This is a genomic window from Pseudomonas thivervalensis (assembly GCF_001269655.1).
GTDB classification, from domain to species: domain Bacteria; phylum Pseudomonadota; class Gammaproteobacteria; order Pseudomonadales; family Pseudomonadaceae; genus Aquipseudomonas; species Aquipseudomonas thivervalensis.
In genome coordinates this window covers 70,715-82,884 of sequence record NZ_LHVE01000018.1, presented here as the reverse complement: position 1 = coordinate 82,884, position 12,170 = coordinate 70,715, and the positions used below count along the sequence as shown (strand labels likewise).

Annotated in this window: 11 protein-coding genes; 5 read left to right on the top strand and 6 right to left on the bottom strand. The window is 61.5% G+C overall.

What is annotated here, in order from left to right; all coding sequences use genetic code 11:
• Nucleotides 1-41: 41 nt before the first annotated feature.
• The 4 genes from AD659_RS24110 to AD659_RS24095 form a co-directional block, all read right to left on the bottom strand.
• Nucleotides 42-596 (bottom strand): tetratricopeptide repeat protein, encoded by a 555-nt coding sequence (locus AD659_RS24110; RefSeq protein ID WP_053125631.1) that lies wholly within the window; start codon nt 594-596, stop codon nt 42-44.
• A gap of 217 nt (nt 597-813) precedes the next feature.
• A complete protein-coding gene (hemL, locus tag AD659_RS24105; protein WP_053125629.1) occupies nt 814-2,097 on the bottom strand; it encodes a glutamate-1-semialdehyde 2,1-aminomutase in 1,284 nt (427 codons plus the stop codon).
• Between the two features lie 28 nt (nt 2,098-2,125).
• Nucleotides 2,126-2,752 (bottom strand): thiamine phosphate synthase, encoded by a 627-nt coding sequence (gene thiE / locus AD659_RS24100; RefSeq protein ID WP_053125628.1) that lies wholly within the window; start codon nt 2,750-2,752, stop codon nt 2,126-2,128.
• A 17-nt stretch (nt 2,753-2,769) separates the two neighbouring features.
• On the bottom strand, nt 2,770-3,567 hold the full coding sequence (locus AD659_RS24095; RefSeq protein ID WP_053125627.1) for a hydroxymethylpyrimidine/phosphomethylpyrimidine kinase: 798 nt from the start codon (nt 3,565-3,567) through the stop codon (nt 2,770-2,772).
• Nucleotides 3,568-3,973: 406 nt separating this feature from the next.
• On the opposite strand from AD659_RS24095, the gene AD659_RS24090 reads away from it, so the two are divergent.
• Together AD659_RS24090 and AD659_RS24085 are read left to right on the top strand one after the other, a co-directional pair.
• The gene (locus AD659_RS24090; RefSeq protein ID WP_053125625.1) at nt 3,974-6,358 is read left to right on the top strand and encodes a hybrid sensor histidine kinase/response regulator; all 2,385 of its coding nucleotides are present in this window, start codon (nt 3,974-3,976) and stop codon (nt 6,356-6,358) included.
• A gap of 71 nt (nt 6,359-6,429) precedes the next feature.
• Nucleotides 6,430-8,079 (top strand): acyl-CoA dehydrogenase family protein, encoded by a 1,650-nt coding sequence (locus tag AD659_RS24085; protein ID WP_053125624.1) that lies wholly within the window; start codon nt 6,430-6,432, stop codon nt 8,077-8,079.
• A 96-nt stretch (nt 8,080-8,175) separates the two neighbouring features.
• Here the strand turns inward: AD659_RS24085 and AD659_RS24080 are convergent, their stop codons facing one another.
• The gene (locus AD659_RS24080; RefSeq protein WP_082343606.1) at nt 8,176-9,378 is read right to left on the bottom strand and encodes an NHL repeat-containing protein; all 1,203 of its coding nucleotides are present in this window, start codon (nt 9,376-9,378) and stop codon (nt 8,176-8,178) included.
• 142 nt (nt 9,379-9,520) lie between these two features.
• Between AD659_RS24080 and AD659_RS29875 the strand changes: the two genes are divergently transcribed.
• The 3 genes from AD659_RS29875 to AD659_RS24070 all read left to right on the top strand — a co-directional run bounded on the left by AD659_RS29875 (nt 9,521) and on the right by AD659_RS24070 (nt 11,943).
• Nucleotides 9,521-9,676, top strand: coding sequence for a hypothetical protein (locus AD659_RS29875; protein WP_156330598.1), 156 nt, complete (start codon nt 9,521-9,523; stop codon nt 9,674-9,676).
• Between the two features lie 50 nt (nt 9,677-9,726).
• On the top strand, nt 9,727-11,226 hold the full coding sequence (gene amn, locus AD659_RS24075) for an AMP nucleosidase (protein WP_162277332.1): 1,500 nt from the start codon (nt 9,727-9,729) through the stop codon (nt 11,224-11,226).
• A 150-nt stretch (nt 11,227-11,376) separates the two neighbouring features.
• The gene (locus AD659_RS24070) at nt 11,377-11,943 is read left to right on the top strand and encodes a pseudouridine synthase (protein WP_162277331.1); all 567 of its coding nucleotides are present in this window, start codon (nt 11,377-11,379) and stop codon (nt 11,941-11,943) included.
• Here the strand turns inward: AD659_RS24070 and AD659_RS24065 are convergent.
• Complete coding sequence (locus AD659_RS24065) at nt 11,938-12,147, bottom strand: DUF2788 domain-containing protein (RefSeq protein ID WP_003228500.1); 210 nt, start codon at nt 12,145-12,147, stop codon at nt 11,938-11,940. The genes AD659_RS24070 and AD659_RS24065 overlap by 6 nt on opposite strands.
• Between the last annotated feature and the right edge of the window lie 23 nt (nt 12,148-12,170).

The following is a 12,170-nucleotide window of genomic DNA, read 5'->3' as shown; positions in this document are numbered from 1 at the left end:
CCTCGCCACAATAAGCTCCCAGCCACAAGGCTGCGGTGGATTCAGGGCAGTGGCGAAAAAGGCGTACGCCCATCGGCGTTCTGCAATTCCATCAGGTATTTGCGAAAGATCTGACCCAGCACCTGGGTGGCCACTTCCAACTCGTCGCGGGGCATCTGCTCGGCGACTTCGTCGGCAGTGTCCAGGGCTTCTTCGGCGCCGTTGACCGCGGCCATCTTCAGGACGATGTAGGCCTGGACGTTGTTGGCCGGCACGCCTTCGCCGTGGAAGAACATGCCACCCAGCTTGAATTGCGCCTGGGCATGGCCTTGCAGCGAGGCTTTTTCGAAGTAGCTGAGGGCTTGCTTGAGGTCGCGCGGTGCAGCCTTGCCTTCGTAGTAGAACTCGCCCAACTCGTATTGCGCTTGTGCATCACCTGCGTCCGCCGCTTTTTGACAGGCGTCGAGTGCCGGTGCGAGATCTTGTGGCTGGGTGTTGAGCGTGCAACGGCCCAGCGCCGGGATCAACAACGAGTTGCCGCCTGCCTGTGCATTCGCCAGCAGGGGCTGAAGGAGCAACAGGCAGCCCAAGGCAAGGGTGCGGCCGGTGCGGTTCATGGGAATCGACTTACCTCTGAGGGGCGCGCGGACCCTACGGGGGATCCAATAAGCGCGCATTATGAAATAAGCGGGGCCATCCTTACAAAGTCTTTACTCGTTTTTCTGCTGCGAGGGAATGCTAATAGCAGCTTCGGGCATAAATACGTAGGAAAAGGGCGGGAGGTTGTCAGCAATCACTGACGCCGGCTTCAGCCAGCGTCAGTTATCCACAGGCTTACTTCAGCGCCGCGAAGGCCCGCTCGGCTGCGTCGAGGGTGATCTTCAGCTCGGTCTCGCCATGGGCGATGGAGGTGAAGCCCGCTTCGAACGCACTCGGAGCCAGGTATACGCCGCCGTCGAGCATCAGGTGGAAGAAGCGCTTGAACCGATCGGCATCGCTGGCCATGACGTCTTCGAAGGTGACGATGTCATCGGCGCCGCTGAAATACAGGCCGAACATGCCGCCGGCCTGGGTGGTCACGAAGGGAATGCCAGCCGCGTCGGCGCGGATCTGCAGGCCGTCGAGCAGGCGGGTGGTGTAGTCGGTCAGCTCGGCGTGGAAGCCCGGGCGGCTGATCAGGCGCAGGGTGGTCAGGCCGGCGGCCATGGCCAACGGGTTGCCCGACAGCGTGCCAGCCTGGTAGACCGGGCCCAGCGGTGCGATGCACTCCATGATCTTGCGCTTGCCGCCGAAGCAGCCCACCGGCATGCCGCCGCCGATGATCTTGCCGAAGGTGCTCAGGTCCGGGGTGACGCCGTAATGGGCCTGGGCGCCGCCGAGGGCCACGCGGAAACCGGTCATCACTTCGTCGAAAATCAACACCACGCCATGCTGGTCGCACAGGCTGCGCAGGCCTTCGAGGAAACCCGGCGCCGGCGGCACGCAGTTCATGTTGCCAGCCACCGGCTCGACGATGATGCACGCCACTTCCTGGCCGACTTCACCGAGCATCTTCTCGACTTCTTCGAGGTCGTTGAACGGCAGGGTCAGGGTGTGCTTGGCGAATGCCGCCGGTACGCCGGCCGAACTCGGCACGCCTTGGGTCAGCGCGCCGGAGCCGGCCTTGACCAGCAGGCTGTCGGAGTGGCCGTGGTAGCAGCCTTCGAACTTGATGATGCTGTCGCGACCCGTGAAACCCCGCGCCAGGCGGATGGCACTCATGGTCGCCTCGGTGCCGGAGCTGACCATGCGCACCATTTCCATCGACGGCACGATCGAGCAGACCAGGTCGGCCATCTCGGTTTCCATCGCGGTCGGGGCGCCGTAGGACAGGCCGTGGACCAATTGCTTGCGCACCGCATCCAGTACGTCCGGATGGCTGTGGCCGAGGATCATCGGGCCCCAGGAGCCGACGTAATCCACGTAGCGCTTGTCGTCTTCGTCAGTGACGTACGCGCCTTCGGCGTGCTTGAAGAACAGCGGGGTGCCGCCGACGCTCTTGAACGCACGAACGGGCGAGTTCACGCCGCCGGGGATGTGTTTCTGGGCGTTGGCAAACAAGGTTTCGGAACGGGACATGATTGGGCTCTCGAAAACGGAAAAAGGACTATTTGATCTGCAGCAACTCATTGAAGGCGCGGGCGCGGCGCGTCACTTCAGCACTGCTGTCGGCGCCGAACAGGCCGTGGACCACGGCCAGCAGGTCGACCCCGTGGGCCACCAGCGGGGCGGCGTTCTCCAGGGTGATGCCGCCAATGGCGCAGACCGGGATATGCAGTTTGATGTGCGCCTGTTCGAGCAGTTCAAGGTTTGCGCTGGGGGCGCCGGGCTTGGTGTTGGAATTGAAGAAGCGCCCGAATGCGACATAAGTGGCGCCTTCGCTGGCGGCCTGTTCGGCCAGTGCCAGGCTGGCGTGGCAGGTGGCGCCGACGATTGCCTTGTGCCCGAGCAATGCCCGTACCGGCGCCAACGGACCGTCGGTCTGGCCCAGGTGCACGCCGACGCCCAGGCGTGCCGCCAGTTCGGCGTCGTCGTTGATGATCAACTGGGTCTTGTAGCGTTCGCACAGGTTGCGCAGGGCTTCGGCTTCCCGCAGACGGCGGGCCTCGTCGCTGCTTTTGTCGCGGTATTGCAGCAGGGTCACGCCGCCTTCCAGCGCCGCTTCCACATAGGCGAGGAACTTGCCGGCCAGCAATTGGCTATCGGTGATGGCGTAAAGGCCACGTAATTTCATTCCACAGGCCTCCGGTGCTACGAGCAGAAATCCAGCGGCAGGCGACGCGGGACGAACTGGCCTTTGCCCAGTTGTTCGGCATCGCGCAAGGTGCGCCAGGTGTAGTCCAGCGCCGTCTTGACGGCGCTGGCGAGCTGTTCGCCCTGGGCCAGTCGGCCGGCCAGGGCGCTGGCCAGGGTGCAGCCGGAACCGTGGTAGCTGCCAGGCAAGCGTTGACAGGTAAAGGTTTCGCGGCGGCCATCGCGGCTGTACAGGCGATTATGGACTTCATGTTCGTCGCCGTGGCCACCGGTGATCAACAGGTGCTTGACGAAGGGCAGCAGTTTTTCCGCGCACGCGTCGGCGCTGCCTTCGGGCAGTTCGGCGAGGATGCGCGCTTCAGGCAGGTTGGGGGTGGCGATGATTGCCAGGGGCAGGAGGCGTTCGCGCATGGCGTAGCCGACCTCATCCTTGCCCAGGCGCCCACCACCGCCGGCGCGCAGCACCGGGTCGCAGACCATCGGCAGGTGCGGGTGCGCCTGGAGCAGTTCGACCACCGTGTCGACCATTTCCAGGGAGCCGAGCATCCCCAGCTTGACCGCCGCCACCTGGGCATCGTTGAGCACGGCATTGGCTTGCGCCAACACCCACTCGCGGTCGAGCACACGGAAATCGCTGACGTTGACGGTGTCTTGCACGGTCAATGCGGTAACGGCCGGGGCGGCGTGACAACCCTGGGCGAGCAGGGCTTCGATATCTGCCTGCAAGCCGGCGCCACCACTGGGATCGTGGCCGGAGAGACAGAGGACAACGGGGCGAGAGCTGTAGATATTCATGGTGCGCGAGCTTACCACCAAACCTGTTTTATCGGTGCTCGGACGCTGAGGGTTTTGTATTGAGTGGCTTGCTGGTGGGGGCTTTTGTGGCGAGGGAGCTTGCTCCCGCTGGGCTGCGAAGCGGCCCCGGTTTTTGGGAGCGCTGCGCACTCCAGCGGGAGCAAGCTCCCTCGCCACTATTGGTCCGCCGGTTATCGACCTGACCAATGCAACAGCTCTATCTCAATGCTTTGCTCTGAAACGCCCGTTCTAGAGCCCTCTATGGGAAAAATTTCAATGGTGCAAATTGGCCATCAACGGCTATGCTAGAGATGGATCCAACACATAACAGGTAATGCCGGTTTTACGTCTACTCAGGGAATGGGGGGCTTCCTGACTCAACCGGACAGGCCACGCTGGGGCTTAAATGCGCTATTTGCTGATGTTGCTGCTGTGCTTGCCCTCGCTGGCAAGTGCCCTCGAATTCGATGAATTCACCCAAAGCCTGCCCTTGGGCCACGCCCTGCAGGTGTTCGAAGATGCGCGCGGCACAGCCACCATGGATGATGTCCTGGCCCAGTCCGCCGCGGGTGCTTTCAAGCCCCACGACAAAGCCACGCTGAACGCCGGTTACTCGCGATCAGCCTTCTGGTTGAAAATCGACCTGCACTATCGCCCCCGCAATCCGGACGCCCAGCGCACCTGGCTGCTGGAGTTGGCGTACCCGCCGCTGGACCACCTCGATTTGTACCTGCCCGACGCGGCGGGGGCGTATCGCCTGGTTCGCCAGACCGGTGACGCGTTGCCATTCGCCCGACGTGAGGTCCGCCAGAACAATTATCTGTTCAGCCTGGCCTTCAAGCCCGAACAACAGCAGACCGTCTACCTGCGCCTGCAAAGCCAGGGTTCGATCCAGGCGCCGTTGACGCTGTGGTCAAGCACCGCGTACCTCGAGCAACAGCCGGTGCGCCTGTATGTGCTGGGCATCATCTATGGCGTGCTGCTGGGGATGCTGGTGTACAACCTGTTCATCTACCTGAGCGTGCGCGATACCAGCTACCTCTATTACATCTTTTATATCGCTTCGTTTGGCCTGTACCAGTTGTCGGTCAACGGCGCTGCCGTGGAATATTTCTGGCCGGACAATCCGTGGTGGGCCAACGCTGCGACGCCGTTCTTCATCGGTTGTGCGGGCTTGTTTGGCAGTCAGTTCGCCCGCAGCTTCCTGCAAACCGCTCAGCATGGCCGCTGGATGGACCGCTTGCTGCTGGCCCTGATCGCCTACAGCGCCGTGGTCATCGGCTTGTCGCTGATGACCAGCTATGCCCTGGCGCTGCGCCTGGCCACGGCGTTGGCGCTGGTGTTCACGGTGGCGATCTTTGCCGCCGGGTTGTTCGCCTGGTGGCGTGGTCTGCGGGTGGCGCGTTATTTCATCATTGCCTGGTCGGCGTTTCTGCTGGGGGGCATCATCAATACCTTGATGGTGCTGGGTTACTTGCCGAACGTCTTCCTGACCATGTACGCCAGCCAGATCGGCTCGGCCATCGAAGTGGCGCTGTTGTCCCTGGCCCTGGCCGATCGCATCAATGCCATGCGCGAACAGCAGGCCCAGACCCTGTTGGACGCCGGACAGAAGCTTGAGGTGCTCAACCAGCAATTGGCCCACGGCAACAAGCTCAAGGATGAATTCCTCGCCACCCTGACCCATGAATTGCGCACGCCCATGAATGGGGTGATCGGTTCCCTGGAGTTGATGGAAACCGTCGAGATGGACGAGGAGTTGACCCAGTATCAACAGACCGCCGCCGGTTCGGCGCGGGACATGATGCGCATGGTCAATGGCATTCTCACTCTCACCGAGTTGCAGGCCGGCAAGCTCAAGGTCTATCCGGCGCCGTTCAGCTTGCGCGGGGTGGTCGATGCGCTGCAGGTGCAATTCGGTGCCAATGCCGCAGCCAAGGGGCTGGATTTCAAGGTCGACGTGTCCCCGGGCCTGGCGGACCGCTTGCTTGGCGACAGCGGCAAACTGGCTCAATGCCTGGAATGCCTGTTGGACAACGCCATCAAGTTCACTCGGGTGGGCGGCCTGGCCCTGCGCGTCACTGGCAGGCCGACGACACTCGATCGGCTGGTGCTGTCCTTTGCTGTCATCGACACCGGGATCGGTTTCACCGACCTGGGGGAAGCGACTTTGTACCAGCGTTTCTTCCAGCTCGACGGCTCGATGACCCGCGAATATGGCGGCCTCGGCGTGGGCCTGGCGATCTGTCGGCAACTCGTGGAGCTGTTGGGCGGGCGCCTGACCCACACCTCCGAGCCCGGTCGCGGCAGCCGTTTCCAGTTGGACGTGGAGTTTGACGTCGCCTTGCCGGCGGCGGTCCCGATGCCGTTTTCCTTCGGGGGCCGCCAGGGCTCGCGCCAGCCCCAGGACTGCACGGTGCTGCTGGCAGATGACAACACCATCGATCAGTTGGTCATGCGCGGCATGTTGCTCAAGCTCGGTTATCGGGTGCGTACTGCCGACAGCGGCCGTGCCGCGCTGGATCTGCTGCACGGCGAGCGCTTCGATGCGGTGCTGCTCGATTGCCAGTCGTCGCCGCTGGACGGTGTGTCGGTCTGCTGCCAGATCCGCTCATTGTCCGGCTGCGAAGAGTTGCCGGTACTGGTGGTCAGCCCGAACTTGGCGCAGGAGTGCTGTCCGTCGGGCGCGTTGATCGACTACCTGAGCAAACCGGTGAAGTTCGAAGCGTTGCAGGCGACGCTCCAGCGCCGGGTGCTTTGTCCGGAGCAGGGTGAAAGCGCCGATATTTAGGCGCATATGACACTTTGTTCGGCCTGGAGGCGGTGCTTAACTGAATCCCTGGCCGATCGAGGAGCCCCGTCATGAACCTGCACCAGTTCGCTGAAACCCACGACGTCACCAACCAGCCGCCGTCCCTGGATGGCGCCAACCTGTACCGCATCGACTTGCCGCTGCAACAGTGGTCACAGCGCTTTGGGGCGGGCTGGGCGCAGGCGCGGATCGATGCGTACGGGGCGTTGGCTGGCGGGCCGTTGATGGAAGCGGGCTTCCTCGCCAATCAGAACAAACCGGTTTTCTCCAGTCATGACCGTTACGGCCATCGCATCGACCTGGTGGAATTCCATCCCGCTTATCATCAGTTGATGCGCACCGCCGTCGAGCATGGCCTGCCCAGTTTGCCCTGGGCCCAGCCACAGCCCGGCGCGCATGTCGCCCGTGCCTCGATGACCTACCTGCACAGCCAGGCCGAAGCCGGCACCGGTTGCCCGCTGACCATGACCTTCGCCAGCGTGCCGGCGCTGCGCCTGCAACCGGATCTGGCCGAGCGTTGGGTGCCGAAGGTGCTCGCCACCGAATACGACCCGCGCAACGTCGGCATGGCCCACAAGGCCGGGGTGACCCTGGGCATGGCGATGACCGAAAAACAGGGCGGCACCGATGTGCGGGCCAACACCACCAAGGCCTATCCGGTGGGCGCCAGCGGCCCGGGCCAGGCCTATGAGCTGGTGGGGCACAAATGGTTCTGTTCGGCGCCGATGTGCGACGCTTTCCTCACTTTGGCCCAGACCGACAAGGGCCTGACCTGTTTCCTGCTGCCACGCCATCGCCCCGATGACACGCGCAATCAGTTCTACATCCAGCGCTTGAAGAACAAACTGGGTAATTGTTCCAACGCCTCCAGCGAAGTCGAGTTCCGTGGCGCCCTGGCCTGGATGGTCGGTGAAGAAGGCCGAGGTGTGCCGACGATCATCGAGATGGTCGCCATGACCCGCTTCGATTGCATGGTCGGCTCCAGCGCCCTGATGCGCCAAGCGCTGACCCAGGCCAGTCATCACTGCGCGCACCGCAAGGTCGGTGGCAAGCTGTTGAGCGAACAGCCGCTGATGCAGAACGTCCTGGCTGACCTGGCGTTGGAAAGCGAGTCCGCCCTGGCCCTGAGCCTGCGCATGGGCCGGGCGCTGGATCACTTGAACGACGAGCACGAGGCCAAGTTCGCCCGGCTGGTGACGGCGGTGGGCAAGTACTGGATCTGCAAGCGCGCCCCCGCGATGATCAACGAAGCCGCCGAATGCATGGGCGGCGCCGGCTACGTCGAAGACAGCATCCTGCCGCGCCTGTACCGCGAAGCCCCGGTCAACTCAACGTGGGAAGGCTCTGGCAACGTGCAATGCCTCGATGTATTGCGCGCCTTGTCCAAGGAGCCCGGTGTCCTGGAAGTCTTGTTCAGCGAATTGGGCGACGGCCACGGCGACAAGCGCCTGGCCGGGCACATCCAGCAATTGCACGCAGCTTTCAAGGACACCGACGACATCCAGTACCGCGCCCGGCAACTGACCGAAGACATCGCCGTGGGCCTGCAAGCCAAGCTGTTGCTCGAAGCGGGGAACAGCGAGGTCAGCGACGGTTTTATTGCCAGTCGATTGGAGGGAGGAGGTCGGGTCTACGGCACCTTGCCCCGTGGGGTTGACGTGGAGGCGATTGTGGGGCGTTCAACACCGCAGGGGTTCTGACAGCCGATTATCCCGATCTGCCTCAGAGGGTTGGAGTTTGAACCTTGACGTGACGAGGGAGATTGATAACTCCCTCTTCACCGTGATTGGTTTCGATTAACCTAGCAGACGGACAATGGCGCCGATGCCGTTGTTCGAGCCGGAAACCAATATTTTCTCGTCAGGTTGTATCTGGATGACAGGGCTTGGTCTGTAAGCCATTAGTTGGAGTTCAGGGGCGGTGAAGTTGGCGTCCGGAGAGCCATCCTTCAGGTACCTTAGTAATGCGGTTGTACTGGATTTTTGGCACAGTACTATAAGTTTTTCGTCAGGTTGTGCCGTTGTATGCAAGGCTTGCCATCCGTAGGCTGAGTCGTCGAATATTTCCAGGGCCTTTCCGTCGTTAAACGTATTGTCTTGCGTGCCGTCTTCGTTAACGCGTGACAGAAGGGGTAACGTTCCCAGCAAGTTGCCCATGGTCCCTTTGAAAATATAGCCTGCAGCCAATGTCTTTCCGTCAAGTTGCTGTGCCAGGTGGATGAGTTCTACATGAGAGCCTCCTGTGCCATCAATCAAAACATATCCCTGATTGAAGCCGCCGTAACTCAAGTCAAGCTCGCCCTGGTTGGTATAGCGGGCAATGAGCCCGCCTTTTTGGTAGATGCCGCTGACCAGTACCTTGTCTGCCTGGACGGCGATGGATTGAAAACTGGCGCCCGGCATTGAGTACACCACGCCGTTGTTGCCGAAAGTCTCATCAGGCTTGCCCGCTGCATTGAGGCCAAAAATCACACCGTCACGCCCGGCGCCAGTGTCTCTGGTTTCCGTTGCTGCAAAAATGCTTCCATTCTCTCTAGCGGCTATTCCCGCTCTATGACGAGTCGCCAGCTCTGTATTGAAGGTAGTGACTCCACCTGTGCCAAACATAAGATCCAGACGGCCATCGGGAAGCAGGCGAGCGAATAGCGCCTCACCGAAAAAATCGAAGGGTCCACCACCCAGGCCTCCAAATACAACAATTTTTCCGTTTTCCAGTACTACAAAGTTTAATAGCGTCAAACCATCGTTCATTGGAAGTCGAGTATTAACCACACCCCCATCGCCAAACGTGGTGTCCAGAACGCCCTCCGTCGTGTGTTTCATAATAGCCAGGGTGTTAAATTGCTCGGTCATCGAAATTGATAGTATTTTTCCATCCGGCAGTAGCCTGGATGTACCCTCAAATGGCCCGGACGGGAGTTGAATTCGAGCAATACCTTGATCTCCGAAGCTGTTATCAAAACTACCCGGAGCGGTGCTTTGTTTGGTTGAGATGTTCATTGGAATAGACCTTGGTTGCTTGGTAGAGGGCCTCTACAACTCGATCCACTGGAATTCGATACGCCTCAATGAACGGCAATATCCACAAGAACAGAATTCACGTAAATTGCCTGTCTGTATACTGTCAAGGATGACAGCTATTATGAGTGTTGCATTGATAGCGCCATACAATGGCTGGCGTGTTGTTCTCGATTTATTTCTCGAAGGTGAAGAGCGCAAACCTGATCAATCTGTATCAGGCCGGTACCAGGCCGCCATCGCGAGCAGGCTCGCTCCCACAGGGATTGTCGGTGAATGATCGAGCGCGCCAATACGCCACTGTTCCCGTCGGGCGGCGATGCAGGCAAGATGAAGGCCTGCAAGTCAGAACACAGGAAGCTGATCGTGACCGAAGCGTTTATTGTCGTTCAAACCGCCGAACAAGCCGTGGATCGTCTGGCGGCCCTGCACGAGCGTGCGACCACCGCGCTGAACCAGGCGCTGATGCGTTATCTCAAGGACCGCATCGAGCCGGATGCCGAGCAGCGTGCGTTGTTTCGCTATCCCGCCCTGCGCCTGACCTATCACTGCCATGGCGAAGTCCCGCAAACCACACGGGCTTATGCCAAGGTCCAGTTGCCCGGCACCTACAGCGTCACCGTCACCCATCCCGCCGCGTTCCGTAAATACCTGCTGGAACAGCTGGTTCCACTGATGCACGACTTTACCGTCACCGTGGAAGTGGGTGTCAGCGAACAGAACATTCCGTACCCGTATGTGGTGGAGCAGGGCGACGAACTGGCCGGCTCCGGCGTGACCGCCGCGGTGCTGGCGCGGGTATTCCCCAGCACCGACCTGTCGGCCGCCACCGATGGCATCGCCGACGGCCTCTATGACTGGGAGAACACCGACCCGCTGCCCCTGGCGCTGTTCGATGCCGCGCGGGTGGACTTTTCCCTGCGTCGGCTGGTGCATTACACCGGCAGCGACTGGCGCCATGTGCAGCCGTGGATCCTGCTGACCAACTACCACCGTTATGTCGACCAGTTCATCGTCCATGGCCTGGAGCAACTGCGCAGCGACCCGCGCTTTGTGCGCATGGTCCTGCCGGGCAACGTGATCATCGACAAGAACATGGAACACGGCGAAGCGTCGGCCATCGCTGCCGGCGTGGTCTGGCACCGCTACCAGATGCCGGCCTATCACCTGCAGGCCAGTGACGGCCATGGCGTGACCTTGGTGAACATCGGCGTCGGCCCGTCCAACGCCAAGAACATCACCGACCACCTGGCCGTGCTGCGCCCGCATTGCTGGCTGATGATCGGCCACTGCGGCGGGCTGCGGCAGTCCCAGACCATCGGTGACTACGTGCTGGCCCACGCCTACATGCGCCGCGACGGGATCCTCGACCGGGTGGTACCGCCGAATATTCCGATTCCAGCCCTGGCCGAAGTGCAGATGGCGCTTCAGCAGGCGGCGGCGAACATCACCGGCGAGAAGGGCGACGAGCTGAAAAAACGCCTGCGCACCGGCACCGTGCTGACTTACGACGATCGCAACTGGGAACTGCGCTGGGCCCAGGAACGGCCGCTGATCAATCTGTCCCGCGCCGTGGCGGTGGACATGGAAAGCGGCACTATCGCCGCCCAGGGTTATCGCCTGCGGGTGCCTTATGGCACGTTGCTGTGCGTCTCGGACAAGCCGTTGCACAGTGAGATCAAGCTGCCGGGCTCGGCCAACGCGTTTTATGAACGTGCGGTCAATCAGCACTTGAAGATCGGTATCGCGGCCCTGGACCTGTTGCGTACCGAGCTCAACTCGTTGCACTCGCGCAAGCTGCGCAGCTTCGACGAGCCGCCGTTTCGCTGATGCTCCGTTGAAGGGAAGGGTGGTTATTTAACGGTCGGGCCACTAGCATGGTCGGCCCGAACGTTAAATGTTGTATCCGCCATGCCCCGTCCTCCACGTCCCGCTTCCCGTCGTCCTGGCGCGAAGCCTGCTGCCACCGCGCCGCGCCGTGTGGCCAAGGCCCCGCCGGCCGAGCCGAAGCTGATCCTGTTCAACAAACCCTTCGATGTGCTGACGCAATTCAGCGACGGTGAAGGGCGGGCGACGCTCAAGGATTTTATCGACGTACCGGGCATCTACCCGGCCGGACGGCTGGATCGCGACAGCGAAGGCTTGCTGTTGCTGACTAACGATGGGCAGTTGCAGGCGCGTATCGCCGACCCCAAACACAAGTTGGCCAAGACCTATTGGGTGCAAGTCGAGGGTGAGCCGAGCGCCGAGCAGTTGCAGCGTTTGCGCGATGGCGTGGAATTGAACGACGGCATGACGTTGCCGGCCGAGGCGCGCCAACTGGACGACCCGCAATTATGGCCGCGCAACCCGCCGGTGCGTTTTCGTAAGAGCGTGCCGACGAGCTGGCTGGAGCTGGTGATCCGCGAAGGGCGCAATCGCCAGGTGCGACGCATGACTGCCGCGGTGGGCTTGCCGACCTTGCGTCTGGTGCGGGTCAGGATTGGTGACTGGACGCTCGAAGGGCTCGACCAGGGCCAGTGGAAAGAAGTCCCGGCGCGCTTATAAGGCGCCGGATTCGATCAGGCCGATCACCACACTCTTGATGATGAACGCCGCCACGCCGAGACCTAGCACGAAAAACAGGATGAACGAGCCAAAACGCCCGGCCTTGGATTTCTTCGCCAGGTCCCAGACAATGAAACCCATGAAAATGATCAGGATGCTGACCAGGCCGGTCATCATCCACTCTTCGAAAACAGCAGGATCCATCAGGACACTCCGGCGTGGGCGGG

Coding starts and splice junctions, on each gene's coding strand:
- AD659_RS24110 (WP_053125631.1), bottom strand. CDS start 596: ATGAACCGCACCGGCCGCACCCTTGCCTTGGGCTGCCTGTTGCTCCTT.
- hemL (WP_053125629.1), bottom strand. CDS start 2,097: ATGTCCCGTTCCGAAACCTTGTTTGCCAACGCCCAGAAACACATCCCC.
- thiE (WP_053125628.1), bottom strand. CDS start 2,752: ATGAAATTACGTGGCCTTTACGCCATCACCGATAGCCAATTGCTGGCC.
- AD659_RS24095 (WP_053125627.1), bottom strand. CDS start 3,567: ATGAATATCTACAGCTCTCGCCCCGTTGTCCTCTGTCTCTCCGGCCAC.
- AD659_RS24090 (WP_053125625.1), top strand. CDS start 3,974: ATGCGCTATTTGCTGATGTTGCTGCTGTGCTTGCCCTCGCTGGCAAGT.
- AD659_RS24085 (WP_053125624.1), top strand. CDS start 6,430: ATGAACCTGCACCAGTTCGCTGAAACCCACGACGTCACCAACCAGCCG.
- AD659_RS24080 (WP_082343606.1), bottom strand. CDS start 9,378: ATGAACATCTCAACCAAACAAAGCACCGCTCCGGGTAGTTTTGATAAC.
- AD659_RS29875 (WP_156330598.1), top strand. CDS start 9,521: ATGAGTGTTGCATTGATAGCGCCATACAATGGCTGGCGTGTTGTTCTC.
- amn (WP_162277332.1), top strand. CDS start 9,727: ATGAAGGCCTGCAAGTCAGAACACAGGAAGCTGATCGTGACCGAAGCG.
- AD659_RS24065 (WP_003228500.1), bottom strand. CDS start 12,147: ATGGATCCTGCTGTTTTCGAAGAGTGGATGATGACCGGCCTGGTCAGC.